Annotated in this window: 21 protein-coding genes; 11 read left to right on the top strand and 10 right to left on the bottom strand. The window is 62.6% G+C overall.

Annotation, left to right across the window (positions count from 1 at the left end; translation table 11 throughout):
* Positions 1 to 102: 102 nt before the first annotated feature.
* Genes B0G75_RS10060 through B0G75_RS10050 form a run of 3 tightly spaced genes read left to right on the top strand, consistent with a single transcriptional unit; the run spans position 103 to position 2,425 of the window.
* Positions 103 to 720 (top strand): glutathione S-transferase N-terminal domain-containing protein, encoded by a 618-nt coding sequence (locus B0G75_RS10060; RefSeq protein WP_106305558.1) that lies wholly within the window; start codon positions 103 to 105, stop codon positions 718 to 720.
* A gap of 4 nt (positions 721 to 724) precedes the next feature.
* Entirely contained in the window at positions 725 to 1,633 is a 909-nt protein-coding gene (locus B0G75_RS10055) for an amidohydrolase (protein ID WP_106304007.1), read from the top strand.
* Between the two features lie 30 nt (positions 1,634 to 1,663).
* Positions 1,664 to 2,425, top strand: a complete 762-nt coding sequence (locus B0G75_RS10050) for an enoyl-CoA hydratase-related protein (RefSeq protein ID WP_106304005.1) — start codon at positions 1,664 to 1,666, stop codon at positions 2,423 to 2,425.
* An 895-nt stretch (positions 2,426 to 3,320) separates the two neighbouring features.
* On the opposite strand, the gene B0G75_RS10040 is transcribed toward B0G75_RS10050, so the two are convergent.
* The gene (locus B0G75_RS10040) at positions 3,321 to 4,235 is read right to left on the bottom strand and encodes a glutaminase (protein WP_106304002.1); all 915 of its coding nucleotides are present in this window, start codon (positions 4,233 to 4,235) and stop codon (positions 3,321 to 3,323) included.
* 167 nt (positions 4,236 to 4,402) lie between these two features.
* Between B0G75_RS10040 and B0G75_RS10035 the strand changes: the two genes are divergently transcribed.
* A complete protein-coding gene (locus B0G75_RS10035; RefSeq protein ID WP_106305555.1) occupies positions 4,403 to 5,155 on the top strand; it encodes a helix-turn-helix domain-containing protein in 753 nt (250 codons plus the stop codon).
* A gap of 64 nt (positions 5,156 to 5,219) precedes the next feature.
* On the opposite strand, the gene B0G75_RS10030 is transcribed toward B0G75_RS10035, so the two are convergent.
* Positions 5,220 to 6,851 carry a DHA2 family efflux MFS transporter permease subunit gene (locus tag B0G75_RS10030; protein WP_374956883.1) on the bottom strand — a complete coding sequence of 544 codons (1,632 nt, stop codon included), beginning with the start codon at positions 6,849 to 6,851 and terminating at the stop codon, positions 5,220 to 5,222.
* A gap of 224 nt (positions 6,852 to 7,075) precedes the next feature.
* Here B0G75_RS10030 and B0G75_RS10025 point away from each other — a divergent pair, with 224 nt between their 5' ends.
* The 3 genes from B0G75_RS10025 to B0G75_RS10015 all read left to right on the top strand — a co-directional run bounded on the left by B0G75_RS10025 (position 7,076) and on the right by B0G75_RS10015 (position 10,051).
* On the top strand, positions 7,076 to 7,735 hold the full coding sequence (locus B0G75_RS10025) for an alpha/beta hydrolase (RefSeq protein ID WP_106303999.1): 660 nt from the start codon (positions 7,076 to 7,078) through the stop codon (positions 7,733 to 7,735).
* Between the two features lie 190 nt (positions 7,736 to 7,925).
* Positions 7,926 to 8,978, top strand: a complete 1,053-nt coding sequence (locus tag B0G75_RS10020; protein ID WP_106303996.1) for a rod shape-determining protein — start codon at positions 7,926 to 7,928, stop codon at positions 8,976 to 8,978.
* A gap of 269 nt (positions 8,979 to 9,247) precedes the next feature.
* Positions 9,248 to 10,051, top strand: coding sequence for an alpha/beta fold hydrolase (locus B0G75_RS10015; RefSeq protein ID WP_106303993.1), 804 nt, complete (start codon positions 9,248 to 9,250; stop codon positions 10,049 to 10,051).
* A 111-nt stretch (positions 10,052 to 10,162) separates the two neighbouring features.
* Here the strand turns inward: B0G75_RS10015 and B0G75_RS10010 are convergent, their stop codons facing one another.
* Positions 10,163 to 10,564 (bottom strand): hypothetical protein, encoded by a 402-nt coding sequence (locus B0G75_RS10010; RefSeq protein ID WP_012427389.1) that lies wholly within the window; start codon positions 10,562 to 10,564, stop codon positions 10,163 to 10,165.
* Positions 10,565 to 10,974: 410 nt separating this feature from the next.
* Between B0G75_RS10010 and gltA the strand changes: the two genes are divergently transcribed.
* From gltA to dctA, 4 genes are all read left to right on the top strand, one after another.
* Positions 10,975 to 12,273 carry a citrate synthase gene (gltA, locus tag B0G75_RS10005; protein WP_106303990.1) on the top strand — a complete coding sequence of 433 codons (1,299 nt, stop codon included), beginning with the start codon at positions 10,975 to 10,977 and terminating at the stop codon, positions 12,271 to 12,273.
* Between the two features lie 226 nt (positions 12,274 to 12,499).
* On the top strand, positions 12,500 to 14,773 hold the full coding sequence (locus B0G75_RS10000) for an amylo-alpha-1,6-glucosidase (RefSeq protein WP_106303987.1): 2,274 nt from the start codon (positions 12,500 to 12,502) through the stop codon (positions 14,771 to 14,773).
* Between the two features lie 738 nt (positions 14,774 to 15,511).
* Positions 15,512 to 16,480: a LysR family transcriptional regulator gene (locus B0G75_RS09990; RefSeq protein WP_106303984.1), complete on the top strand. Its 969-nt coding sequence runs from the start codon at positions 15,512 to 15,514 to the stop codon at positions 16,478 to 16,480.
* Complete coding sequence (gene dctA, locus B0G75_RS09985; protein ID WP_106303981.1) at positions 16,477 to 17,778, top strand: C4-dicarboxylate transporter DctA; 1,302 nt, start codon at positions 16,477 to 16,479, stop codon at positions 17,776 to 17,778. The genes B0G75_RS09990 and dctA overlap by 4 nt, the downstream gene beginning before the upstream one ends.
* A 38-nt stretch (positions 17,779 to 17,816) precedes the next feature.
* Here dctA and B0G75_RS09980 read toward each other — a convergent pair whose 3' ends face one another.
* From B0G75_RS09980 to B0G75_RS09950, 7 genes are all read right to left on the bottom strand, one after another.
* Positions 17,817 to 18,599 carry a substrate-binding domain-containing protein gene (locus B0G75_RS09980; protein ID WP_106303978.1) on the bottom strand — a complete coding sequence of 261 codons (783 nt, stop codon included), beginning with the start codon at positions 18,597 to 18,599 and terminating at the stop codon, positions 17,817 to 17,819.
* Positions 18,600 to 18,654: 55 nt separating this feature from the next.
* Positions 18,655 to 19,953 carry an MFS transporter gene (locus tag B0G75_RS09975; RefSeq protein ID WP_106303975.1) on the bottom strand — a complete coding sequence of 433 codons (1,299 nt, stop codon included), beginning with the start codon at positions 19,951 to 19,953 and terminating at the stop codon, positions 18,655 to 18,657.
* A gap of 363 nt (positions 19,954 to 20,316) precedes the next feature.
* Positions 20,317 to 21,519 (bottom strand): M20 aminoacylase family protein, encoded by a 1,203-nt coding sequence (locus B0G75_RS09970; protein WP_106303972.1) that lies wholly within the window; start codon positions 21,517 to 21,519, stop codon positions 20,317 to 20,319.
* Positions 21,520 to 21,587: 68 nt separating this feature from the next.
* Positions 21,588 to 23,045: an aldehyde dehydrogenase family protein gene (locus tag B0G75_RS09965; protein ID WP_106303969.1), complete on the bottom strand. Its 1,458-nt coding sequence runs from the start codon at positions 23,043 to 23,045 to the stop codon at positions 21,588 to 21,590.
* Positions 23,046 to 23,118: 73 nt separating this feature from the next.
* Positions 23,119 to 24,444 carry an FAD-binding oxidoreductase gene (locus B0G75_RS09960; protein WP_106303966.1) on the bottom strand — a complete coding sequence of 442 codons (1,326 nt, stop codon included), beginning with the start codon at positions 24,442 to 24,444 and terminating at the stop codon, positions 23,119 to 23,121.
* A 68-nt stretch (positions 24,445 to 24,512) separates the two neighbouring features.
* Entirely contained in the window at positions 24,513 to 25,415 is a 903-nt protein-coding gene (locus tag B0G75_RS09955; RefSeq protein ID WP_106303963.1) for a GNAT family N-acetyltransferase, read from the bottom strand.
* Positions 25,416 to 25,440: 25 nt separating this feature from the next.
* Positions 25,441 to 26,502, bottom strand: coding sequence for an NAD(P)-dependent alcohol dehydrogenase (locus B0G75_RS09950; protein ID WP_106303960.1), 1,062 nt, complete (start codon positions 26,500 to 26,502; stop codon positions 25,441 to 25,443).
* Positions 26,503 to 26,728: the final 226 nt, after the last annotated feature.

The following is a 26,728-nucleotide window of genomic DNA, read 5'->3' as shown; positions in this document are numbered from 1 at the left end:
AAAAGACCATATAATTGACCTAACACGAAAAGCAGATTGCATCGCGGATCAATGATCTGGCCGGGTTTCGTGTGTTCTTCAACGTTCCTCAAGGATAAGCACATGAAGCTGCATTGGTCGCCGCGCTCGCCGTTCGTCCGCAAGGTGATGGTGTGCGCGTACGAGGCGGGTATCGTCGACAAGTTCGAATGCGTGCGTTCTCCAGTGGCAATGGACAAGCCCAATCTCGATCTTTTGCCCGACAATCCATTGAGCAAGTTGCCTACGCTCGTACTCGACGATGGATTCGCCCTGTTCGATTCATCGGTCATCTGCGAATACCTCGACACGTTGCACGATGGTGCGAAGCTCTTTCCAGGCGAGGGCCGCGAGCGCTTCGTCGCGCTGCAACAACAGGCTTTTGCTGACGGCTTGCTCGACATGTTGCTGCTCTGGCGACAGGAGCGCAACAAGCCGCAGTCTCAACAGCGCCCGGAATGGCTCGCAGCTTTCAAAGTTAAGTCGACGGCGTCGCTCGATGCGTTGGAGAAATTTGCGCCTCAATTACGGCTCGACGCGATCCAGATCGGTGATATCGCCATAGCTTGCGTACTTTCCTACTACGACTTCCGCCTGCCCGATGTGCAATGGCGCGACGGCCATCCGATGCTCGCAGCGTGGCATGCGCGATTCGCCGAGCGCGACTCGATGCGCCGCACCGAACCTGGCGGTGGGGAATGAAGCCATGAGCGTTTTTACGGATCCCCTGCGCCCGGTGGAGGTTGTGCCCCCGCGAATGCCGAGTGCACCGAGTGTGCCGCTCCCCGAGGACGCCTGCGATGCGCATTCGCATGTTTTCGGTCCGTACCAGGACTTTCCGTTTGCGACACCGTCTAACTACCCGCCGCCGCTCGCGCCTTCAACCAGCTATTTCACCATGTTGGACACGATTGGCGCCAAACGTGGCGTGCTCGTTCAGCCGGCGCCATACGGCACCAACAATGAGGCGCTCGTGGCGGCGCTCAAGGCGGGTGCCGGAAGGATTCGTGGCGTCGCAGTCGCACAGCAAGATGCGACCGACGATGAGTTGCAGCACCTCAATAGCAATGGCGTATGCGCACTGCGCTTCAATGAGATGCCGAGTCCGCAGACGGGCAAGCCGTTCGCTGGCAGTGTCGGGCTGGAGGTTGCGCTCTCGCTTGCGAGCCGCATGAAGGCACTCGATTGGCACGCTCAGGTTTGGGCGCGAAGCGCTGACGTTCCCGCCATCACCGAGAAGCTCCAGCGGGCAGGATTGTCTGTGGTCTTCGAACACATGGCATGCTTCGATCCATCGCTCGGGGCCAGCCATCACGACTTCCAGAACATCCTCGCATTACTGCGCGAGGGACGCATCGGCGTAAAGCTGGCGCTGTGTCGCGTGTCGAAGCGAGCCCCGCACTATGAGGATCTGCGTCCATTCCACGATCTGATGGTCGAAGCGAACGCGAAACAGCTCGTATGGAGTTCGGATTGGCCGTACGTCCGAATGGGCGATTCTGCGCCGGACGTGGGCAACTTGCTGGATACATTCCATGATTGGGTGGATGACGCCTCGTTGCGTAGGACCATCCTTGTCGATAACCCCGCACGCATTTACCGGTTTGACGCTTGATTGCGCTAGTCACTTTCCGAAAGGCAACCCATGTCATTGATTCTTGAAAAGCGCGACGGCGTCGCGATCGTTACCATTGACCGGGCTCCGGTCAACGCGCTGACCCTTGCGCTGTATGCCGAGATTGCCGATGTGTTTGAAAGCCTTGGCAAGGAGCTCGATGTCCATTGCGCCATCTTCACGGGTGCGGGCAATCGCGCGTTTTGCGCAGGCCTGGACCTGAACGAATTTTTGAGCGCAACGCCCGAGCAGGATCCCGAACGCGCGGCCATCGTGCGCAGGACATTCTCTGCCGTCTACCGTTGCCCGATTCCCGTCATCGCTGCTGTCAACGGTCCGGCGCTTGGTGCCGGTTCCGTACTGGCCACGGTGTGCGACATTCGCATCGCTGCGGACAATGCACGTTTTGGCACGCCTGAGATCAATGTCGGCCGCTGCGGTGGTGCGGCTCATCACGGCCGCCTTATTCCGCAGGGCGCGCTGCGTCGAATGTATTTCACGGGCGAACCGATCGGAGCGCAGGAAGCATTCCGGCTGGGACTGATCGATGAAGTGGTCGAGCCCGAAAACTTGATGCCCACGGCGCTCAAACTCGCGGCGAAGATCGCCGCCAAAAGCCCGCTTGGATTACGTTACGCAAAGCAAGCGCTTAACGACATCGAATCGATGCCGCTCGAGGCCGCGTACGAGCACGAGCAGGGGTACAGCACGAAGCTCATGTACACCGAGGATGCGCGTGAAGCGACGCGGGCATCAGTAGAGAAGCGCCCGCCGGTCTTCAAGGGCCGATGATCTACTGGCATTGAGGCACTTAGAACACCTCGGATTCGGGTATCGCAGAAGTCGTAATTTGCGAGCGTCCCGAGCCATCGGTCGCCGTCATTCGCATCGATGTATTGCCGCGCTGTCTCGGGCGGCACCCGACGCTGAAGGGCACAGCGGAACGAACGAGGTGGCCATGAACGAACCGGGTGTCTGGCGTCGCGATGTTCGCGCTGTGGCTTCTCATGAACTGGCAATGATTGTGCAGGATGCCCTGGCTCCTGCGGGTTCTGCGCGGGCGGCAGGCAATTTGAGAGGTCGTTGAAGAAAACGCAAGGCTGGTAGCTTGGCGGAAACCAGGACAAGGTACGACATCCGGCTGATTTTGCCGCGACTGCCGGTTCGCCCCGCAAAGACGGACCTAAACGGATCGTAGGATGTTGATATGGATGGCGGCGGCTCGGCGCGTCATGGCCGCACGCAATTTTCTTGAGGCGCTAGCGAAACAATGAACGCCTGGCGCTCGACGGCGTTGCGGTTCGATCTGCCGAAAGGTCATGGCTTGCGAGATTTTCGCGGGCGTGAAAACATTGAAATTGATTCGGACCGCCGAAATTGCTTCTCCGCGCGGCATGCGCGGTAGTCGAGAAGCGACGAGCATGCTTGTAATTCCGGTGTGCTGGACCGCCCGGTGAAGGCGCACGCGGTGCCGCGCGATCAGTGGAAGGCGCCGTTTCTGGCGCAAGGTACGGCGCGGCCGGCACCGCGTATTGGGACCATCGACGGATTCAACTCGGGGTGGATCGAGTTCGAGGATGGGGTGAACGAGCGGGTGGCTGGGGCGACTGCTTACGAGACTGTGCTGAAGAAGCGTGCCGGGGGCGCAAGGGCGGGTGAGCGCCGCGTGCTCACCCAGCCATCGCACTCAAAAAATCGACTGCCCCGTATATGTCGTCAACCACTCCAGCGCCAGCACCCCCGCGGCCGAGTTGCCATTGCTATCCAGCGCCGGCGACCACACGCACGCCGCCATCTCGCCCGGCAGCACGGCGACGATCCCGCCGCCCACGCCGCTTTTCGCCGGCAAGCCGACCCGGTAGACGAAGTCGCCCGCCGCGTCGTAGGTGCCGCAGGTCAGCATCAGCGCGGAAAGGCGTTTGGCCGAACTCGTGTCGAGAATCCGTTCGCCGGTGGCCGGCGCCACGCCGTGATTGGTCAGGAAGAGCGCCGCCTTTGCCAGCTCGACGCAACTCATCGAGATCGCGCACTGACGGCAGTAAGCATCGACCACCACTTCCGGCGGCATCTCCATGTTGCCGAAGCTCGCCATGAAATGCGCCATCGCGCGGTTGCGGTGGGCATGCTGCAGCTCCGACTGAGCGACGCGCGAATCGTAGTCGATGCTCGTTTCGCCCGTCAGCCGTCGCATGAATTCGACCAGCGCCGTCTCGGCCTGCACGAAGCGGCGGCACAGCACATCGGTCACGACCAGCGCGCCGGCGTTGATGAACGGATTGCGCGGCTTGCCGCGCTCGCTTTCAAGCTGAACGAGCGAATTGAACGCGGTGCCCGACGGCTCCCGGCCGACGCGTTCCCACAGCGCGTCGCCGAGCAACTGGAACGCGAGCGTGCAGGCGAACAGCTTGGAAATGCTCTGAATGGAAAAGCGCGTGTCGGCTTCGCCGGTGCGGAAGACTTCACCCGACGCCGTGACGATCGCCATGCCGAAACTGTCGGCGGGCACGGTGGCGAGTTCGGGAATGTAATCGGCCACCTTGCCGGTGCCCAGATAAGGCTGCAGATCGCCGCGGATCTGTTCGAGGATGGATGCGTAGTTCATTGGGCTCGGACCGTTGGAGCCGCAATTCTACTGGCAAGCCGGAGCGAATTGCTCGTGCGGCACAGCGCCGTGCGCCGCAATCCGGCACCAGCGACGTTCGGCGAGCGTCTCGACCGGCTATGCTAATCTTGCTGCCTTTCCGGCAAGAACCGGGCAAAACGGACTCCATGATGGAGACTTTTAATCCAGACGGCGTCGAACAACCGGTGTTCGTGACCGGGGAGCGGTACGAGACGCTGGACGAACCGTTGGGCGCCTATCGTCGCGCGCGGCTGATCCACGTGAGCGCCGGGGTGCTGATCGTGCGCACCGAAACCGAGCGCTGGGTGGTGCCGCCGGGGCACGCGGTCTGGATGCCCGCGGGTCTGCTGCACCGCTTGTCCGCCGCCAGTCCCGTCGAATTTCATTCGCTCCATGTCGCGCCGGACGCCGCGCCGCTTGCGCCGCACAGCGGCGCCGTCGTGCCGGACCCGCTGGTGGCGGCGTTGCTGATCGCCGCGGCCGATCTGCCGCACGACCAACCGTTCGACGAACCGGCCGCGCGTCTTGTGCAAGTGTTGCTGGACCGGCTGCCGGGTCTGCGCACTGCGCCGCTAGGGTTGAACTGGCCGCGCGATCCGCGCGCTCAGCGGATCGCCGACGCGCTGAGCGCCAATCCGGCCGACGCCGCGGTACTCGAAGACCTGGCTGCGGCGGCCGGCGTAACGGCCCGCACGGCGGCGCGCCTGTTCGTCAAGGAAACGGGGCAAACCTTCGGGCAGTGGCGCCAGCAACTTCGCCTGCTGGTCGCATTGGAACACCTTGGCGGCGGTGCGAGCGTCACACAGGTGGCGCTCGAAGTGGGCTACAGCGACGTGTCGTCGTTCATTGCGGTGTTCCGGGACGCGTTCGGCGACACACCCGCGCGTTATTTCCGCTAACGCATCGCCGTTGCCCGCCCGCGGTAACAGGCTGCTCGAGGCAGCCTCAAAGACACCGTCGCGCTCAATGCGCGCCGGCCGCGTCCGGGCCGCCACCGCCCTTGGCCGGCCGCGTAATCCAGATCAGCGGAATGATCAGAATGAAGATGACTGCCGAGACGAAAAAGATATCGTTCAGGCCCATCATGGCCGCCTGCGTGTTCACGGTGAAATCGAACAACGCATGGGCCGATTGCGGATTCAGCTGCAGCAGCGACTGGGTCGAATCGATCTGCTGATTGAATGTCGGGTTGTTGATGGAGGCCTGCTCGGTGAGCCGCGCGTGATGCAGCACGGTGCGGTTGTTCCATTCGTTGCCGGCGATCGAGGTGCCCACCGCGCCGCAAAATACGCGGGCGAAATTAGACAGACCCGCCGCCGCGGGAATCTTGCCCGGCGGCTGGCCGGACAGGATGATCGCGGTCAGCGGCACGAAGAACAACGCCATCGGAATGCCTTGCAGCAGCGTCGGTAGGACCAGATGCCACGTGTCGATCTCGATCACATACTTCGAGCGCATGTAAAACACGATCGCGAAGCCGACAAATGCCATCGTGGCGATCACGCGCGCGTCCGAGCGCGGCAGCACGCGGCCCATTACCGGCGCGAGGATCACCGCAAATATGCCGAGCGGGGCGGTGACGAGACCGGCGTCGACGGAGCGGTAATTCAGATACTCCTGCATCCATTGCGGCAGCAGCACGAGATTGCCGAAGAACACGCCATACGCGACCGAAATCGCAATCGTGCCGCCGAGAAAATTGCGCTGCTGAAACAGCCGCAAATCGACGATCGGATTGTCCTCGGTCAATTCCCACACGAGGAAGAACGCGAAGCTGATGAGCGCGGTGATGCCGAGAATCACGATCACCGGCGACGAGAACCAGTCGAGATCCTTGCCCTTGTCCAGCATGATCTGCAGCGAGGCGACCCACGTGATCAGCAGACCGAGACCGACCACGTCGATGGGCGGCTTGCGGGTCGGCGACTCGCGGGTCCGATAGATCATCCACGTGACGCCGGCCGCGAAAATGCCGACCGGAATGTTGATGTAGAAGATCCATGACCAGCTGTAACTATCCGTGATCCAGCCGCCCAGCGCCGGGCCCGCAATCGGGCCGACGGTCGCGGTCATCGCCCACAAGGAAAGCGCGGTCGAGGATTTCTCCTTCGGATACGAGCCGAGCAGAATGGCTTGCGACAGCGGAATCAGCGGGCCGGCCACGGCGCCCTGGAAGATCCGCGCAAGCAGCAGGATCGGCAGGGTCGGCGCAATGCCGCACAACCACGATGCCAGCACGAACATCAGGATCGCGCCGACGAACAGCTTCACCTGGCCGATGCGTTGCGTGAGCCAGCCGGTGAGCGGGATCGACACGGCATTGGCCGCGGCGAACACGGTGATGACCCACGTGCCTTCATCCACCGAGACGCCCAGGTTGCCCGAAATGGTTGGAATGGCAACGTTCGCGATCGACGTGTCCAGCACATTCATGAAGGTGGCGAGCGCGACGGCAATCGTGGCGAGCACCAGTTGGCCGCCCTTCAGCGGCGGCGGTGGGGCGGGCGGCGGCGCGGCGGGCGCGGAAGTGGGCTGGCTCAAGCGGTTCTCCGGATCGGTGTGCCGCGGACGGGCTGCGTTAAGGTTGTATTTCATGCCGGTGCGATGCGCCGGGCCGCAGGTCCGCTGAATGCTCGCAAAAGCATACCTGTATTCACGTTTGGACGTCGTCGGCGCGTGCAAGGCGGGGGCGAAAACAAATCCGGCAGCGTATGCTCGCGGCTGAGGCTGTACGCAGCGCACGGCGCCATCCATGACGACGCCGTGCATCCGCGCGTGCGGGACGACCATCCACGAATCAAGAGAGAAAAGGAACGAATATGGCCTGGGAGCAATTCGAACACGGCTGGCGGCGCGCACCGGTGAGCGCGCCTGCCAAAGGGCTGGTGGTGCTGATGCATGGCGTCGGCAGCAATGCGCGCGATCTGATGCCGCTGGCGGACATCTGGAGCGAGAGCCTGCCCGATGTGGCCTTCACCTCGCTCGACGGCACGGACGCCTTCGACGGCGGCTTCGGCGGACGCCAGTGGTTCAGCCTGCGCGACGTCAACGAAGGCAATCGCGAGGCACGCGTCGCCGCGGCCTATCCGGCGTTGCGACGCATGCTCGAAACCGAACTCGCGCACTGGCAGGTGTCGTTCGGGCGCCTGGCGCTGGTCGGATTCTCGCAAGGCTCGATCATGGCGATGCACCACGTGGCGACCAGCGCGGAAGGCGCGGCCGGCGTGGTCGCATATTCGGGGCGGCTCGCCTCGGTGATCGTCGCGCAAAACGGCACGGCGCTCACGCTGATCCACGGCGAGGACGACGAAGTGATCCCCGTGCAGGAACTCGAATCCGCCGCCGACGCCTTCAACAGCGCCGGCTATACGGTCGACGCCTATGCGCTGCCCGGCATTGGCCACACGATCAACGCCGACGGCGTCGCGCTCGGCCAGGAGGCGCTGGAGCACGCGCTGGGCGCGTTGTCGCGCGGCTGACACGCTCCGATCGAAAAGCGGCGCTAAAGATTCTGATCTGCTTGCCGTTAATTGCTCATAAGCATGAAAATCACCCCCGCCGCGCGGACCGCGGAACGCCTGACAGGGCGGCCCAAGCGGCTCGGGTGACCGGGGGCGCATTTTCCAGACTGCCCGGTACGGGCGGATAACGACACATCAGAGCCTTCCTATGGCCAGACCGACGCCGCATTACCCGCTTTTCGACCGCTTGTTCCGTCAATCCGTGACGGTGGACCTCGGCACGGCCAATACCCTGATCTATACCGACGACGGCGGCATCGTGCTGAATCAGCCGTCCGTCGTGTGCTTCCAGAAAGACACCGCCGACCGGCCAAAACGCGTCGCCGCGGTCGGCACCCAGGCGCGCCAGATGCTGGGCCGCGCGCCGACCAACCTCGAAGCGGTGCGGCCGATGCGCCACGGCGTGATCGCCAACTTCTCCGCCGCCGAACACATGATCAAGCAATTCGTCGAGATGGCGCGCCCTCGGCCGCTGTTCAGCCGCCGTGCCGCGTTCACCTTGTGCGTGCCGGCCGGAGCGACCCACGTCGAGCGCCGCGCGATCAAGGAAGCGGCCGTGGCGGCCGGCGCGTGGAAGGTGAGCCTGATCGGCGAATCGCTGGCGTCGGCGGTCGGCGCCGGTTTGCCGGTGTCGGAGGCGACCGGTTCGATGGTGGTCGATATCGGCGGCGGCACGACGGAAGTCGGCGTGATCGCGCTGGGCGGCATGGCGTATAGCGGCTCGATCCGCGTGGGCGGCGACAGCTTCGACATGGCGATCGTGAACTACGTGCGCAATCTGTACGGCGTGCTGCTCGGCGAACAGACCGCTGAGCACGTCAAGAAAAGCATCGGCTCGGCCATGCGCGACGTGCCGCGCGAGCATATGAACGCGACCGGCCGCAGCGTCGACGACGGCATGCCGCGCACGGTTCAACTGAGCAACCACGATATCGCCGATGCGATCGAAGGTCCGCTGCGTCAGATGATCGGCGCGGTCAAACGCGGGCTCGAAGAGGCGCCGGCCGAACTGGTGACCGATATCGCCAACAGCGGCATCGTGCTGACCGGCGGCGGTGCGCTGCTCGGCAACCTGAGCCGCCGCCTGACGGACGAAATCGGCCTCGACGTGCGCGTCGCCGATGAACCGCTGACCTGCGCGGTGCGCGGCGCGGGCACGGCGGCCACCGCCGGCCTGCTGGACGAATTCGCTTACGAATGATTTTGCGCGCGGCGCTTGCGGCGCTGCTGCCATCGCCATGCTCGCGTCCAGCCGCTGAAGCAGGCTGCTACGCCGATCGACCGGCTATGTGACAATACGCTTCGCGTCCCAAATTCAGGGACGTGTACGCGTTTCCTTTACCCCATTCCATGTCGAGCCGACAGCGTCGCAGTCAGGCGTTGCCGCGCTGCCCGTAACTACTCGTGAACCAATCTGTGCGCGCTTCGTCTTCTTCGGCATCTTTCATCGAACTGCGAAGCGGTTTGCGCATGCCTTACGTGGAAGCCGGCGAGGGTGAGTTGCTGCTGTTCGTGCACGGTTCGTTGTGCGACTACCGCTACTGGCAACCGCAACTCGCGGGCCTGTCGAAGCACTATCGTTGTGTCGCGGTGAGTCTTACGCACTACTGGCCGGCGGCCGATACCGATGCCGAGCCCGGCCTGCCGTTCAGCTGGAGCGAGCACGCGAACGAAGTGGCGGAATTCATCGAGCGCTTCGGCGCGGGGCCGGCGCACGTGGTGGGACATTCGCGCGGAGGTTGCGTGGCGTTTCATTTCGCGCGGCGTCATCCTGAACACGTGCGGACGTTGACGCTCGCCGACCCGGGCGGTCCGTTGCAGATTGCCGGACGTCCGCCCGCGAGTTTGCCGGAGACGGTCAATGCGTTGCGCGCGAAAGCGGCGCACCTGATTGAAAGCGGGGAAGTGGAGGCCGGCCTGCAGTTGTTCGTCGACTCGGTGAGCCGGCCCGGATTCTGGGCAATGAGCACGCCCGGTTTTCGCAGAATGGCGACCGACAACGCGCACACCCTCGCGCGTCAATTCCGCGATCCGTTGCCCGCCTATGTTCCCGAGCAAGCCGCCGAGGTGCGCTGCCCGGTTCTGCTGATCGACGGAGAAAAGAGTCCCGAGATGTTTCGCCGTACCGCGGCCGCGCTGCAAAACTGGCTGCCGGATGCGCGCCGCGAAACGGTGCGCGGCGCATCGCACGGAATGAACCTCGCGCATCCGTCGGCGTTCAATCGCTACGTCGACGAATTCATTCGTTCAGTGAGCGGGCAGCGAACGCAATGAGCGCGTAATAAACGTGCAATCAATGCACGACAGCACCGCGCCGGGTGGCTCGCGCTCGCGATGATGATCCGCAAGCTGGCTCGATCCCGGCAACCCTTCAAACGCTCGATCTCATGCCTTGCGATGCGCGTCTTTATCGAGCGCGCGTTCCGCCGCTTCGCCAACGAGGCCGTGGTAGTACAGATGCACGCCGATCGCGAGCGAGTCGTTGCGAATTTCGTGGAACGCTTTCCACGCTTTCACGGGGTCTTTGAACAGCAGATAGTGCGCTTCCTGCGCGATCAGATCCGCGACTTCATGCAGGCCGTGGCCGTGCAGCACGTCCACGAGCGCATCGAGACTGCGATGCGTGCGCGCGTCGGTACGCGGGTAAAGCATATGCAACACCGCCACGTCTTGCGTCTTCAGCGCTGCCGAGAGTGCGACGACAATGTCCTGGTGATTCAGCGCGGTGACGATGTTCTCGTCGGTGTGGACGTGATCCGGAAACAGCGTTTCGAGCGAGGCGTTCATGTGGTCCTTCCTGTTCTTCTGGCTGATTAAAAAAGCCCGCCGCAGGACGGCGGGCCAAACACAGCGATGTGTTCGCAGGGGAAGCAAAACACGAATGCAGTATCGCAGATGCCTCCTTGCCTTCGCAGCCTGACTGTCGCAAAACATTGTTGCAGTAAGTGCTCAGCTTTCATTTTGCTGGCAGTGCGTGCAGGCCGGCGCGCAGCCGGTATCCTCGCGACGCCGAGCCTTGTAGGAGGAAATGCCGGCAACGAATGTTGCGCCAGCCGAGATGCATTGTTGCGGTCAATCGTCGCAATAGGAAGGCCGCGGGACCTTAGAATGCCGAGCGGAGCCTGAGCATGCCAAAGCGCTTACGACGATCGAGCATGCCGGCACGTGTGCGATGTGAAAGTAAAAGGAACGTGTAGATGAACTCGAAGACACACGCAACGCTGAGCTTTTCCGACAGCGACCAGACTATTGATTTGCCGATTTATCAGGGCACGCTCGGCCCGGATGTGATCGACATCCGCAAGCTGTACGGCCAGACCGGCAAGTTCACGTACGACCCGGGCTTCATGTCGACGGCGGCATGCAACTCCGAAATCACCTATATCGACGGCGACAAAGGCGAGCTGCTGTACCGCGGTTATCCGATCGACAATCTGGCGCAGAACGCCGACTTCCTCGAAACCTGCTACCTGCTGCTGAAGGGCGAATTGCCGAACGCGCAGCAGAAGGAAGAGTTCGTCAAGACCGTTACGCAGCACACTATGGTGCACGATCAGATGCACTTCTTCTTCCGCGGTTTCCGTCGCGACGCGCACCCGATGGCGATTCTGGTCGCCGCGGTCGGCGCGCTGTCGGCGTTCTATCACGACTCGCTCGACATCGGCAATCCGCTGCACCGTGATATCTCTGCCATCCGCATGATCGCGAAGCTGCCCACGCTGGTGGCGATGGCGTACAAATACACCGTGGGTCAGCCGTTCGTTTATCCGAAGAATGACCTGTCGTACAGCGCGAATTTCATGCGCATGATGTTCTCGAGCCCGGCGCAAGAGTACAAGGTCAACGACGTGCTGGTGCGCGCGCTGGACCGCATCCTGATCCTCCATGCGGACCACGAACAGAATGCATCGACCTCGACCGTGCGTCTCGCCGGTTCGTCGGGCGCGAATCCGTTCGCGTGTATCGCGGCCGGTATCGCATGTTTGTGGGGCCCGGCGCACGGCGGCGCGAATGAAGCTGCGCTGAACATGCTGGAGGAAATCGGCTCGGTGGACAACATCCCCGAAATCATCGCGAAGGTGAAAGACAAGGATTCCGGCGTGAAGCTGATGGGCTTCGGTCACCGCGTCTACAAGAACTACGATCCGCGCGCGAAGCTGATGCGCGAGACCTGCCACGAAGTGCTGGAAGAGTTGGGCCTGCACGACGACCCGCTGTTCAAGCTCGCCATGGCGCTCGAAAAGATCGCGCTGGAAGATGAATACTTCGTGTCGCGCAAGCTCTACCCGAACGTCGACTTCTATTCGGGTATCGTGCAGCGCGCGCTCGGTATTCCGACGGCCATGTTCACGTGTATCTTCGCGATGGCGCGTACGGTCGGCTGGATTGCGCAGTGGAACGAAATGATCGCCGATCCGGAACAGAAGATCGGCCGCCCGCGTCAGCTGTTCGTCGGCGAATCGCAACGCGAAGCCACGCCGCTGGCGAAGCGCTAAAGCGTCGGGGCGCTCACCCGCACGACGCCCGCGCGGCGCTCTCACGAGGAGCGCCGCGCCCTTCCTCTGCACGTCCTGTGCCACTGAAAAAAAACCGAAACTCCCCTGTGATAAGTTCGTCTGATGCGGACAGACCCTCTACAATCGGAAGCGACTCAGGTAACAACCGGATGTAGACCGAACGCAACAGCGTGAACGCAGCAGCGAACCCATAGGAGTGACCCTGATGCAGCAGCCAGAAGCCCTCGGCGGCCTTTCGGGCGGAATCGATCACCGCGAACCCGAGCCGGACGGCGTATTCATCCCGACAGAAAACCTCAATGTGGCGAGCGCCACTCAGCATGTGCTGAAGTCGGGCGACACCTTCATCGTCAACGATCCGCTTGGCGACATCACCGGCCACGACGACGGCCTGTTCGTCAACGACACCCGTGTTCTCTCGCAACTGCGCCTTACTTTCGGCGGACGCGCGCCTTCGCTGTTGTCAGGCAGTGTCAGCAGCGACAACACGTCATTCACCGCGCATCTGACCAATCGTCCGTTGCCGCCGCTCGGCGGTGACAGCACGCCCGAGGGCGTCATTCACGTCGAGCGCGTGCGGGTGCTGTCGGGCACCGTGCTCAACGAAGCCATCGAACTCACCAACTACGGCACGAGCGACGCCGTGGTGCCGCTGTCCATATCGTTCGCCAGCGACTTTCGCGACATGTTCGAAGTGCGCGGCCTGAAGCGCGAAAAGCAGGGCCGCGTCGAACCGGCGCGCGTCGAGAATCGGGAAGTGCTGCTCGGCTATGTGGGCCTCGACGACGTAGCGCGCAATGTGCGGATCGCTTTCTCGCCCGAACCGGACAAACTGTTCGCCGACCGCGCCGATTACACCGTCAAGCTGCCGGCTCAGGCGTGCGTGTCGATCTATCTGTCGGTGTCGGTGGAGGTCGTGGCGCAGACGGACAAGCCGATTGCCGGCGTCTCGCAGCCCACGCATGCATTGAGCGAAGCGCACCTGTCGCAGATCGACGCCGAGCGTCCGCGCGTCGGCCGCGCGGCTGTGCGCGCCGCGCTCGTCGACGCCCACCTCGTGATGCGCGAGCGCCGCCGCGTCACCGCGCGCGTGCGTTCCAGCAATCCGCTTTTCAATGCATGGATCGACCGCTCGCTCGCCGACCTTGGCCTCCTGACCACGGACCTCGTGACCGGCCCGTATCCGTATGCCGGCATTCCGTGGTTCTCCACGCCGTTCGGCCGCGACGCCGTCATCACGTCGCTGCAAACGCTGTGGCTGCAGCCGCAATTGGCTTCGGGCGTATTGCGCTTTCTCGCCGAACATCAGGCGCGCGAGAACTCGCCGTTTCGCGACGCCGCGCCCGGCAAGATCATGCACGAGATGCGCAAGGGCGAAATGGCCGCCACCGGCGAAGTGCCGTTCGCGTTGTACTACGGCGGCGTCGACACCACGCCGTTGTTCATCGTGCTGGCCGGCGCCTATGCGGCACGCACAGCCGACCTCGCATTGATCGACGAATTGTGGCCGGCGCTGGAGCGCGCGGCGCAGTGGGTCGCGGGCGTGTGCGACAAGAACCGTTACGGCCTGCTGGACTATCAGCGCGAATCGGACGGCGGTCTCGCGAATCAAGGCTGGAAGGACAGCCACGACTCCGTCTTTCACGCCGACGGCCGCTTCCCCGACGGCCCGATTGCGCTCGTCGAAGTGCAGGCCTATGCGAGCGCCGCCTTTGACACCATGGCGCACTTCGCAAAGCTGCGCGGCCTGCATGACGCCGCGGCGCAATACAGCGAGCGTGCGAAGAAAATCCGCCAGTGCGTCGAAGAAAAATACTGGATGGAAGAGGCCGGCTTCTACGGCATCGCGCTCGACGGACACGGTGACCTGTGCCGCGTAATGGCCTCGAACGCGGGACACTTGCTGGCCTTCGGTCTGCCTTCGCGCGAGCGTGGCGAATCGGTGGTGCGCGCGCTCGACTCCACGCTGTTCCACACGGGCTGGGGCGTGCGCACGCTGGCCGCAAGCCAGTCCCGTTTCAACCCCATGGCGTATCACAACGGCTCAGTCTGGCCGCACGACAACGCGCTGTGCGCGCGCGGCCTGTCGCGCTACGGCGGCAAGGCGGCGGCGGTGCGTCTGTTGCAGGCGCTGTTTCAGGCGGCGGTCAACTTCGACATGCGCTTGCCTGAACTCTTCTGCGGCTTCCCACGGCGGCGCGGCGAGCCGCCCACCGCGTATCCGGTCGCCTGTCTGCCGCAGGCATGGGCAGCGGGCTCGCCGTTCATGATGCTCGAAGCGTGTCTGGGCATCACGATCGACGCCGAGCGGCGCGAAGTGCTGATCGAGCAGCCGATGCTGCCCGAAGGCATCGACTGGCTCGAAGTGGGCGACCTGCGGGTGGGCGATGCCTCGGTATCGATCACGTTCCGCCGCATCGGCGATAAGGTCGTGGCCTCGGCGGAGCAGGGCGACGTGCGGGTGATCGCGCTTCTTTAAACAGGTGCTGAAAGCACGCCAGGCCTGTGGTGGCTCGCAAACCATAGCTGTCCAAAGGGCGCAGGCTAGGTGATTGATAATAAAGAGATTGTAAGAAGTTCATGGCGCGCGGCTCGCAAGTCAATCTGGCCTGCGACTCGCGTGCTTCGAAATCGAAGTGGCAAACGAATTTTGGCCTGCAATCGCAATCAAGGTTGTCCTGCGTCGTGGCGGAGCCATTAACGGACAGACGATGTCGTCGGATTTTGGCGCAACGCGGCGCGTGCAAGGCCACTGGCTTTATATCTCGGCACGGCCGCGTCACCGCGTAGTTGTGCGAGGACACGACGATGCGGCTCCTCTTTATCTGAGCGCCGTTGCCGCGCGATGACCCACTCAAGACGATTCATGAACTGCAAACGTGGCCGCTGCTCGACGGGTAGCGTTGCCCTCGTGACCGCAATCGTCGCCTTTGCGCAAATGGCGATGCGGCTCGGCGGGCCCATTGTCGAAGCAGAAATCCAAGCCGCTTTTCGAGTTGCCTGCAGGCGAGGGCGTGCGGGCCGTTGACGGTGTTGCTGTACTCGCATCGGAGGCTCGCGATCAATGACGTGCATCCGCGCTCGCCGGTCTTGCCGGTGCCGCGAGCGCCTCACGTCAGCAGTACCGCCGCAGGGCCGGGCGAACCGGGTAGTCCACGATGGGCGCTATGAGCTGCGTCAGGCAAAATGTCCGCATCGAGAATGTGGAGGGCGGTTCGTGGGCGTTAACTTCGATTTGAATGATTTGCAGGCGTTTCGCGCGGTGGTGGAGCTGGGGAGCTTCCGCAAGGCCGCCGAGGCGGTCAGCATCTCGCAGCCGGCCTTGAGCCGCCGCATCGAAAAGCTCGAGGAAGCACTCGGTGTGCGTCTTTTCGAGCGCACCACGCGCAGTGTCACGCTTACCACCGTTGGCCGTGTGTTCGCCCCGAGCGCGGAACAACTGCTCAATGATCTCGACGTCGCCCTGCTCGGCATCCGCGATGTTTCTTCCAGCCGACTGGGTCATGTGACGATCGCCTGCGTGCCTTCGGTCGCCTACTATTTTCTGCCAAACGTCATCGCGAGCTATCATCGCCGCTTTCCGCGCATCAGGGTCAAGCTGCTGGATTCGAGCGCGAACGAGGTGCTTGGCGCCGTCATCAGCGGTGAGGCCGATTTCGGCGTGAGTTTTATGGGTAGCCAGGAGTCCGAGGTTGAGTTCAAGGTGCTGCTGCAGGAGCGCTTCGTTGCCGCTTGCCGTCGTGACCATCCGCTCGCGCTCAAGAAGCGCGTGACCTGGAACGAGCTTTACGAGCACCAGTACGTTTCCCTGGATAAGACTTCCGGCAACCGCCTTCTGCTCGACCAGGCGCTCTCGGCCGTAGCGCCGCGTGCGCCGAGCGTCTGCGAGACGCGCCACGTCACCACCATGCTCGGCTTGATCGAAGCGGGGCTGGGTGTCGCCGCGGTACCGTCGATGGCCATGCCCGGGCGCGAACATCCCATCCTCACAAGTGTGCCGCTCGTCGAACCGGTGGTGAAGCGGCGGGTGGGAATCGTGACACGCCGCGGACGTCCGCTTACACCGGCCGCGCGGGAGTTCCACAAAGCCATTGTCGAGATGAGGCGCGGCGGCGTCGCAAACAACGACGCGTCGGACAATGACGCGTCGGCGAAAACGCAGCCAGGCAGGAAGACCGCATCGTGAGGGCGGCGAGACCGCTTCGTTCACTCTATGTGCAGGTCCTGCTGGGCGTGGTGCTCGGCATCGCGCTCGGTCATTTCCTGCCTGAAGTTGGTGCGCGGCTCAGACCTTTCAGCGACGCGTTCGTCGGTCTGGTGAGGATGATGATTGCGCCGATCGTTTTCTGCACTATCGTCTCGGGCATCACGTCGCTTGCGAGCGGGAAGGCAATCGCGCGGACTATCTTTCAGGCGCTGGCGCTCTTCTATTTGCTGACCGCCGTGGCGCTCGCACTAGGCCTTGTCACCGCTTTCGTGCTCCGCCCCGGCGCGGGTATGCACATCGACGCGCAGCATCTCGACACAAGTATCCTCGCGCAATATGGCAAGCACGCGCAGCCGCGCGGCCTGGTCGCATTTGCGCTGAACGTCATCCCCGAGACGATGCTTGGCGCCTTCGACAAGGGCGAGGTGTTGCCAGTGCTGCTTCTCTCGCTGCTCTTCGGCTTTTCGCTAAATGCCTATCCGAAGGCGGGCAGGCCGGTGCTCGCCCTTATCGACGGCATCGCCCAGACCCTCTTCCGTATCCTCGCGATGATCATGCGACTGGCGCCGCTCGGCGCATTCGGCGCGATGGCGTTCACGGTGGCCCACTTCGGCATCCGCTCGGTCGGCTCACTCGGCATGCTGATGGTGTCCTTCTACGTGGCGTGCCTGCTGTTCGTTGCGCTGGTGCTCGCCCCGCTCGCGCAGCTCCACGGTTTCGCGCTTTGGCGGCTCCTGCGCTACATGCGCGAGGAGTTGCTGATCGTTCTCGCGACGTCGTCGACGGAGCCGGTGCTGCCGCGCCTGATCGCGAAGCTGGAGGCGCTCGGCTGCGACAAGGGGGTCGTGGGACTTGTGCTGCCCGCCGGCTATTCGTTCAATCTCGACGGCACCGCGATCTATTTGACACTCGCCTCGGTGTTCATCGCGCAGGCGTGCGACGTGCCGCTTACCGCGCCGCGGATCGCGATAATGCTCGCGGTTATGCTGCTCACTTCAAAGGGGGCGGCTGGCGTGTCAGGTAGCGGACTCGTGGCGCTGGTCGCGACGCTGACGGTGATTCCCGATTTGCCCGTAGCGGGAGTGGCGCTTTTGGTAGGCATCGACCGTTTCATGTCCGAGGCGCGCGCCCTGACGAGCGTGATCAGCAACGCCTGCGCAGTGATCTTCGTTTCAATGTGGGAAGGGGCTTGCGATCGTACGCGTCTCGCGCAGATGCTCGGGGCGATAGCGCCAGGCGGCGCGGACGTCCCCGCGAGAAATACCCCGCGGACCTGACAGGAAGGCGCCTGAAGCAAGCCTTCGTCAGGTTCTCGTCAATGAGAGGAGACGGTGTCGAGCCCGCTCGATTTCACTTCTGTCTGTACGGCAGGCGAAGCGAGATAGTCGAGGAGGGCTTTCGCTTCCTTCGGATGCTGTGCACCGACAGGAATGCCAGCGGCGAAACGCGTGACCGACTGCAGGGATTCGGGAATCTTCCCGACGAAGGTCGCCCCCTTGACGGGCAGCAACTCGCTCACCTGCTGGAAGCCGATTTCGTAGTCGCCGTTCGCCACTACCGAGGCGACTGGAATGCGCGGGATCATCTTCGCCTTCGACTTGACCTGATCTTCGATGCCGAGTTTCTTGAACAACTCCCGCTCGATATAGACACCGCTTGCGCTGTCCGAGTAGGCGATCGACTTCGCATGCAGCAGGGTCTGCCGGAGCCCGTCTGCGGAGCTGATATCAGGCTTCATCGCGCCTTCGCGCACGACCATGCCGATGCGCGAATCCGCCAGTTCGACCCGTGATCCAGGGATGACCTTGCCTTCCTTGATCAAATCGCCAAGTGCGTATCCAACCATGATGACGGCATCCGCGGGTTCGCCGCGTGCAAGCCTGTTGGGAATCGCTTCAGGTGATTTGCCCATTGACGGACCCAGCGCGGTGTCCAGTGTGTTGCCCGTCTCGGACGCGAACTTGGGACCGAGCGCCTTGTACGCCGCGGTAAAACCACCTGAGCTCATGACGTGCAGGTCGGCGGCCTGCACGTTTGCCGCCGCGGCCGAGGTAGCAACGAGCGTTGCCGCGCAAAATTTCAGAAACAGTTTTTTCATGATGGGAGTCGTGTCGGATTGCGTGTGTCTGGAAGCATGCAGAACGAGATACGAACTAGTGCGCGGGAGTCAGCGTCGCCGCGCGGCGGCGATACAGTGCGAATGTCGCAAGAAGGGCGCACGCGGCGGCGAAGCTCATCCAGTAGCCGGGCGCGGCCTTGTCGCCGGTCATGTGGATGAGTGCCGTGGAGATCGCCGGTGTGAAACCGCCGAATACCGCCGTCGCGAGGCTATAGGCGAGCGAGAAGCCCGCGACGCGTACCTGCGCCGGCATCACTTCCGTAAGCGCGACGACCATCGCGCCGTTATAGATGCCGTACATGAACGAGAGCCAAAGGAGTGCGAGCAGCATGTTGACGAAGCTCGGCGCGTGAGCGAGAAACGACAATGCCGGGTATGCGGTCAAGATGGCGAGCAGCGTCATGGCGACGAGGAGCGGCCGGCGGCCGATCCTGTCGGAGAGGGCTCCGCCGATCGGCAGCCACACGAAGTTCGATACGGCGACACACAGCGTCACGAGCAAACTATCGGCGGTGCTCAGGTGCAGGACCGTCTTGCCGAAAGTCGGTGCGTAGACCGTGATGAGATAGAAGCTCGCGGTGGTCATCGCCACCAGCATCATGCCTGCAATCACGACGGCCCAGTTCTCGACCAGCGTGCGCAAAACCTCCTTCATGCTCGGGCGATGCTGGCGGGCCTTGAATTCCTCGGTCTCCTGCAAGTTACGACGCAGCATGAAGATGAACGGCACAATCATGCAGCCGACGAAGAACGGTACGCGCCATCCCCACGCCGCGATGCTGGCGGCGTTCAGCGACTGGTTGAGCGCGAAGCCAAGGGCTGCGGCCACGACGATCGCCACCTGCTGGCTCGCGGACTGCCAGCTTGTGAAAAAGCCCTTGCGGCCGGGTGTGGCCATCTCGGCCAGATACACGGAGACGCCGCCCAGTTCCGCACCGGCGGAGAAGCCCTGCAAAAGCCGCCCGATCAGCACCAGCGCGGGCGCCACAAGGCCAATGGTCGCGTAGCCCGGTACGAACGCGATCAGGATGGTGCCGGTCGCCATGATCGAGAGCGTCACGATCAGGCCCTTGCGGCGGCCGACGTCGTCGATGTAAGCGCCGAGTACGATTGCGCCCAGCGGCCGCATCAGAAAACCGGCGCCGAAGACCGCGAACGTCATCATCAGCGAGGCAAATTCGCTCGCGGCCGGAAAAAAGACGTTGGCGATCTGGGTCGCATAGAAGCCAAACAGAAAGAAGTCGAACTGCTCAAGAAAGTTTCCGGCCGTTACGCGGAAAACCGCCGCAGCCTTTGAACGTGCCGGCGAAAGGGTAGAGGGCGAGGGGTGCATCGATGTGTCTCCTGAAAATCCCGGACGATGCGGTGGTCCGCTTTTTGTCCTTTCAGGAATATTGGCCCTTGGACGGCAAAACGATAAGTGCAATCTTCTGAACGATTGATGCTTTCTGTTTATCAATCGGCGCCGCGTTGGGCGCTTCGGCGCGTTGGCCGTTCACTCGCGCGGGGTAGTGAGCATCAGGGGCCAGCGCTCAGGCCACGAAACGGCAGTGGGAAGCGGCCGGGATGCGGTGCAATTCCGATGCGCCGGGCTGTTAGCCTCGAGCTTTTGACGATCACGAGCCAATGAGCAAGCCGGACCCGAAAAAAGAGCGATTTTTCGCCCGCCTGCTCAGTTTGCACCACAGCCGTTTTCTTAAACTGGCCTCTCAGGCTGACGAGTCTGGAAGTATTGCCGTGCCAACGTAATCCAGTATTGAACACCCGCTGGAATGATGGCGTCGTTGAAGTCGTATTTCGGATTGTGCAAACCCGGCGCGGCCGTGCCGGCATGGGCATTCCCGATCAGCACATACGTGCCGGGCCGCTCTTCCAGCATGAAGCCGAAGTCTTCCGATGTCATGTTGGCCGGCACGTCGGCGTGCGTACGTTCATCGCCGAAAGTCTCGCGAATCACGGCTTCGCAGAGTTGGGTCTCGGCCCGCGTGTTGATGGTCGCCGGATAGTACTGGAAGAACGTGACTTCGACCTGAGCGCCGTGAGCGGCCGCCAGCCCTTCGCACATCAACTGGATGTCGCGCTGCAATTTCTGCTGAAGTTCTGATGAAAGCGTACGTATCGTTCCGCGCAACTCGGCGCTATCCGGAATGACGTTGTCGGTGTCGCCCGCGTGGATCATGCAGACGGAGATCACGGCGGGATCGACAGGGTCCTTGTGTCGCGCTGCGATGGTCTGGCAGTGCAGCACCATCGAACAGGCCAGCGGGATAGGATCGAGGCCGAGATGCGGCTGTGCCGCGTGAGCGCCTTTGCCTGTGACCGTAATCCTGAAGCGCGAACCGGCCGCCATGATCGGGCCGACCCGCAAGCCGAAATGCCCACCTGGCAATCCGGGCCAGTTGTGCATGCCGAACACAGCCTCGGTGGGATATTGCTCGAACAGACCATCGTCGATCATCTTTCGCGCGCCCGCGCCGCCTTCTTCTCCCGGCTGAAACACGAAATGAACGCTGCCGGGTAATTGCGGCATGCCTTTCAGAATGCGCGCGGCGCCGAGCAGCATCACCGTGTGGCCGTCGTGCCCGCACGCGTGCATGATCCCGTGCGTGCACGACGCGTGCGTGAAATCGTTGGCTTCGTGGATGGGCAACGCATCCATGTCCGCACGGAGCACGATGCCCCAATCCGGATTCGCGCCCGGCAAGCTTGCCACGACGCCAGTTCCGCCCAGTCCGCGCGATACCGTATAACCGAGTTCCTGAAGCTCACGCGCGACGACGTCGGCCGTCCTGTGTTCTTCGAAGCGCAACTCGGGATGTGCATGAAGGTCGCGGCGCAACTTTGCCCAATGCGGCTGATGCGCGGTTAGCGATGTCTCGGGAATCTCGGCGGTTTCCAATCTCAGCACCTTTTCGAAAGCTGACAGCGTCAGGTTGTCGACGTCACTGCGTGACGTCTTGCGATCGCTTAATTGTAGTATCCGAGGATCGACTTCACTTCCATGTACTCTTCCATTCCTTCGATCCCGTACTCGCGACCGTTGCCGGATTGCTTGTAGCCGCCGAACGGAGCCTGCGGGTCCCACGCCGGGTAGTTCAGATGTACCTGGCCTGACTCGATGCGTGCGGCGACCTGGCGCATCAGCGTCTTGTCCGTGCCCTGGACATGCGCGCCAAGGCCGTACACGGTGTCGTTCGCGATGGTGATGGCTTCTTCCACCGTGTCATACGCGAGGATCGCGAGGACCGGCCCGAAGATCTCCTGCTGGGCAATGGGCATGTCCGTGCGTACATCCGAGAAGATTGTCGGGCGCGCATAGAAGCCCTGGTTCAAACCGGCGGGTCTGCCTGGACCGCCCACGATCAGCTTCGTGCCGTCGTCCACGCCCGTTTCGATCATCTGCTGCACCCGGCTGAACTGCGCGCGATTCGCTAGTGGACCGTGGGTCGTCGCCTCGGCGAACGGATCGCCGACAATCATCTGTTTCGTCGCCGCCACGGCGAGTTCATCCACCTGGGCCATGACGCCGCGCGGGACGATCAGGCGCGTCGGCGCGCTGCATGACTGCCCCATGTTGCGAAACGCAGCCGCTACGCCGAGCGCGACCGCACGCGGCAGATCGGCATCAGGCAACACGATGTTGGGCGACTTGCCGCCGAGTTCCTGGGCAACGCGCTTGACCGTCGGCGCGGCCGCCTGGGCGACCAGCACGCCCGCTCGCGTCGAACCGGTGATCGACACCATATCGACCTGAGGATGGGACGACAGCGCCGTCCCCACCTCCGGGCCCGTGCCGCTCACGAGGTTGAACACGCCCGCCGGAATGTCCGCATCGGCGATGACCTCGGCAAACAGCAGGGCGCTCAACGGCGACAGTTCGCTGGGCTTGAGGACGACGGTGCAGCCGGCAGCCAATGCCGGCCCGACTTTCGCGGTGATCTGATAGATCGGCCAGTTCCACGGCGTGATGAGCGCGCACACGCCGATCGGTTCGCGGGCGATGGCGGTGGTGCCGCGCTGTGCGACGAACGGGTACGTGGCGAGGTTGTCGCGTGCGACGCGGATATGTTCGGCCGCGAGCGGCACATGGGCACCGCGCGCGTAGTTGATTGGCGCGCCCATTTCCATCGACAGGGCAAGCGCGAACAGTTCGGCTCGTTCGAGGAAGAGAGCATGAACGCGGTCGAGTAGCGCGGCGCGCTCTTTGGGCGACGTCGCCGACCAGCTCACGAATGCTTTACGCGCGGCCTGCACGGCGCGGTCGACGTAGCCGGCGTTCCCTAACGGAATGTCGCAGAGCGTCTCTTCGGTGGAAGGGCAGACCACGGCGGCGCGTTCCGTGCCGACAGGCGCGATCCATTCGCCGTCAATAAAGAAGCGGTCCAGATGGCCAGCCTGCATCAAATGAAGAACGGGTGATTTCATTGCTGCTTGTCCTTGCGTCGATACCGTGCGCTTCCGGCAGGCGAAAGCGCGCAAATAGAAGTCGAAATCGTTGTCAGAAGTCGGCGACCTTGCCCCACACCGATCTGTCGAACCGCTCGGGACGATAAGGCTCGGGGTCGACGATCGGCGTCTCGCCGGTGACCATATCCGCCACGAGATGACCGCATCCCGGCCCGATGCCGAATCCGTGGCCACTCAGGCCCGCAGCCAGCACGAAGCCGGGCAGCGACTGCGTTTCGCCGATTGCGGGGATGCCGTCAGGCGTCATGTCGATATAGCCGGCCCATGAGGCGGCCACGCGTCCTTCGCCGATCACCGGACACAGATCGATGGCACGCCTGCGAATCTCGGTGAGCGTGGCTTCATCGACGCTGGGGTCCAGCACGCGCATCTTTTCCATCGGCGTCGGCTGATCGAGCGGCCAGCGGGTCATGCCTTCATGGCCCGAGCGCACGCCTTCCAGACCGCCGGCACTGAGGCTTTGCCAGCGGCGCGCGAACATCGGCAGAAAGTCTTTGGCATAGCGAAATTTTTGCAACGTGGGGTCGAACTTCCCCAATCCGCTGATAGCTAGCGAATAGGCGTCGTCGCCACGTCGCGTGATGGTGATGTTTTTCGTGTGCAGCGCGTCCGGTAACGTGCCGCGTGGCAGCGACACGGACATGACCGACGAGCGAATGGTCGCCTGGGGCAGGCGGATGCCGAGCTGCCGGCAAAACGTCGAGGCCCATGCGCCGCCCGACAGGACCGCGGTCTTCGTGCGGATCACGCCGTGCTCGGTCACGACGCCGCTGACTCTGCCGCCCTCGGTTTCGATTCCACGCGCCGCGCAGTTCTGATGAACCGTGCCGCCGAGCTTGATGATGCTGCGTGCCACAGCCGGAGCGGCGTTGGCCGGGTCGGCCGTGCCGTCGGTCGGCGCGAACACGCCGCCTTTCCAGGTGCGCCCGGTTGCGGCAGCCCGCTCGTTGGCCTGTTTGCTGCCGAGCACTTCGGTTTTGACGCCCGCTGTGCGGGCGAAATCGCACCAGCGCGTCCATCCGCCGAGTTCGTCGTCGTCATTGCTCAGATACAGCAGGCCGCTGCGGCGAAAGCCGGCCGATTCGCCGGATTCGTCTTCGAACTGCTGCCACAGTCGCAGGCTTTCGGTCGCAATCGGCAATTCGCGCGCATCGCGGTTCTGTTGCCGGCACCAGCCCCAGTTCCGGCTGGATTGCTCGCCGCCTACCATGCCTTTTTCGATCAGCGCGACTTTGACGCCGCGCTTCGCGAGAAACCACGCTGTGAATACGCCGACAATGCCCGCGCCAATCACGACGACGTCGGCGCTATCGGGCAGCGTCGGGGTGGTATCAATGCGGGTCAACGGTACGCGCATCTGTGAAAGCTCCTTCGTGAGTCGCGTGTCGGGTGATCGTCTGTCGGCAAGTCTGCTTGTCGCAACGCCTAGAACATCGCCTGGCTAACGAGCCCGTACAACCGGTAGACCGGATCGGGGGCGCCTTGATGCGCGACGGCGGGTGCGTTGCGGACCATCTTCACTATGCTATCGACGCACTTCAATCCTTGTGCAACCAGCCAGTCGGCCAGACTCGAGCCCGTGGGCACGTCGATTCGAATGAATTGACCTTTGCGGCTGTTCAGCCAATAGCCGATCAAGGCTTTCGCACGAAGATCGTCGGGTGAACGCATCGCGACCATCGGACCGATCACCAGACCTCGGCCGAAGGGTCGAAGATTCGAGAAGCCAATGATCTCGCTGTCACGTTCGAGCACCACGTTTTCGCCCATTTCCAGCAGCGCGGATAGCATCGTTTTTCGTTCAAGGCCCGAAGCGCGCGTCGCGAGTTCGATGAGCGCAGGGAAATCGGCGGTAGTCGCGGGACGCAGCCGTTCACCGTCGGGCAGCGTGACAGGCAGGGTTTCGCCGACGTTGCCCTGAAACTGTTCGAGCGTATCGCACACGTTGAAGCCGAGCTTTTCGTAGAGCGGACGACCTGCCGGCGTGGCGTGCAGGAACGTAATGCGCGGTCCCAATTCTTCGAGTAACAACTCCATCAGCTTGCGGCCAATGCCGCGTCCCTGATGTTCCGGCGACACGATCACGAGACCGAGCGAGCCGCGCTCCGTGCCGTATTTCCAGCACAACCCCGTGCCAATCACCACGCCGTTTTCTTCGGCGGCAAATCCCGTTCCCTGCTCAGCGGCGAACTGCCAGTCCTCTGGCCGGTGCGGCCAGCTACATGCCATCGACAGAGTATGAGCCGTCGGAATATCCGCCGCAGTGAAGTCTCGATAGTGAAGCGCTTGCGTTGAAGGCGTAGCGTTCACGGCACAATTATTGTTCATTGGATTTCCTTGCCAATCATGGACTTCAGATCTCGGACTTCAGCGAGCCAAGATCAATCACAAACCGATATTTAACGTCGCTTTTGAGCATCCGGTCGAAGGCTTCGTTGACCTGTTGGATATCGATCATTTCTATTTCGCAAGTGATGCCATGCTTGCCGCAAAAATCGAGCATTTCCTGCGTTTCTGCAATGCCGCCGATGAACGAGCCCGCCACAGTTTTGCGTTTGGAGACCATCGGTGAAGAGTTCAGCGCCGGTTCGACGGGACCGAAATATCCCACCAGCACCAGCGTGCCGCCGGAATCGAGCGTGGCGACATAAGGGTTGAGGTCGTGTTGATACGGAATGGTGTCGATGATCAGATCAAAGCGGCTTTTTGCCGCCGCCATCTGTTCGACATCGCTCGACAGCACGACATCACGGGCGCCCAGCGCGCGGGCATCCGTTTCCTTGCCCGCCGATCGCGTGATCAAGGTCACGTCCGCGCCCATTGCGCTGGCCAGCTTGATGGCCATATGACCGAGTCCACCGAGTCCGATGACGGCAACCCGCGACCCCTTGCCGACATGCCAGTGACGCAACGGCGAATACGTGGTGATGCCGGCACACAACAACGGTGCCGCGCCCTTGAGATCCAGGTTATCCGGCATTCTGAGGACGAACTTTTCCGACACGATGATCTGGTCGGAATAGCCGCCTTGCGTGCGGGACTGATCGTGCCGGTCGGTATTGTTGTAGGTTGAGGTCGCGCCGCTTTCGCAATACTGTTCAAAGCCATTGCGGCATGTCTTGCAATGCTGGCAGGAATCGACCATGCAACCCACGCCTACATGGTCCCCTACCTTGAAACGCGTCGCTTCGGCGCCAAGCTCCTTGACCCTTCCTACGATCTCATGACCCGGCACGATGGGATATTTGGCGTTGCCCCAATTGTTGCGCGTGGTATGCAGATCCGAATGACAAACACCGCAATACAACACCTCGATCACGACATCATCGTTTCGGAGGCTGCGGCGCTCGAAGTCGAACAGACTTAACGGCGTCGTCGCTGAAGTGGCAGCGTATCCTCGTGCAGCCCGTACCATCTGTTTGTCCTCGATTAATCCGTCTTGAGCCTGCTGGTGTCGAGATGCTTGCGGTCGGCTCGAAGAGCCCACGGATCAGCAAGATTTTACGGGCGCTATACGGCCCGATAGAGGCTTATGTTACGTGAGCGATGTCACACTGCGACGCTCGAAAAAAATTTGAAAAGAGTACGAAAACTGCGTTTGGCGTGCCTTGCGCAGCATTTTATGTGGCGCGCTCATCAGC

Source organism: Paraburkholderia sp. BL18I3N2 (genome assembly GCF_003001875.1).
Lineage (GTDB): Bacteria > Pseudomonadota > Gammaproteobacteria > Burkholderiales > Burkholderiaceae > Paraburkholderia > Paraburkholderia phytofirmans.
This window is presented reverse-complemented; position numbering and strand designations above follow the sequence as displayed.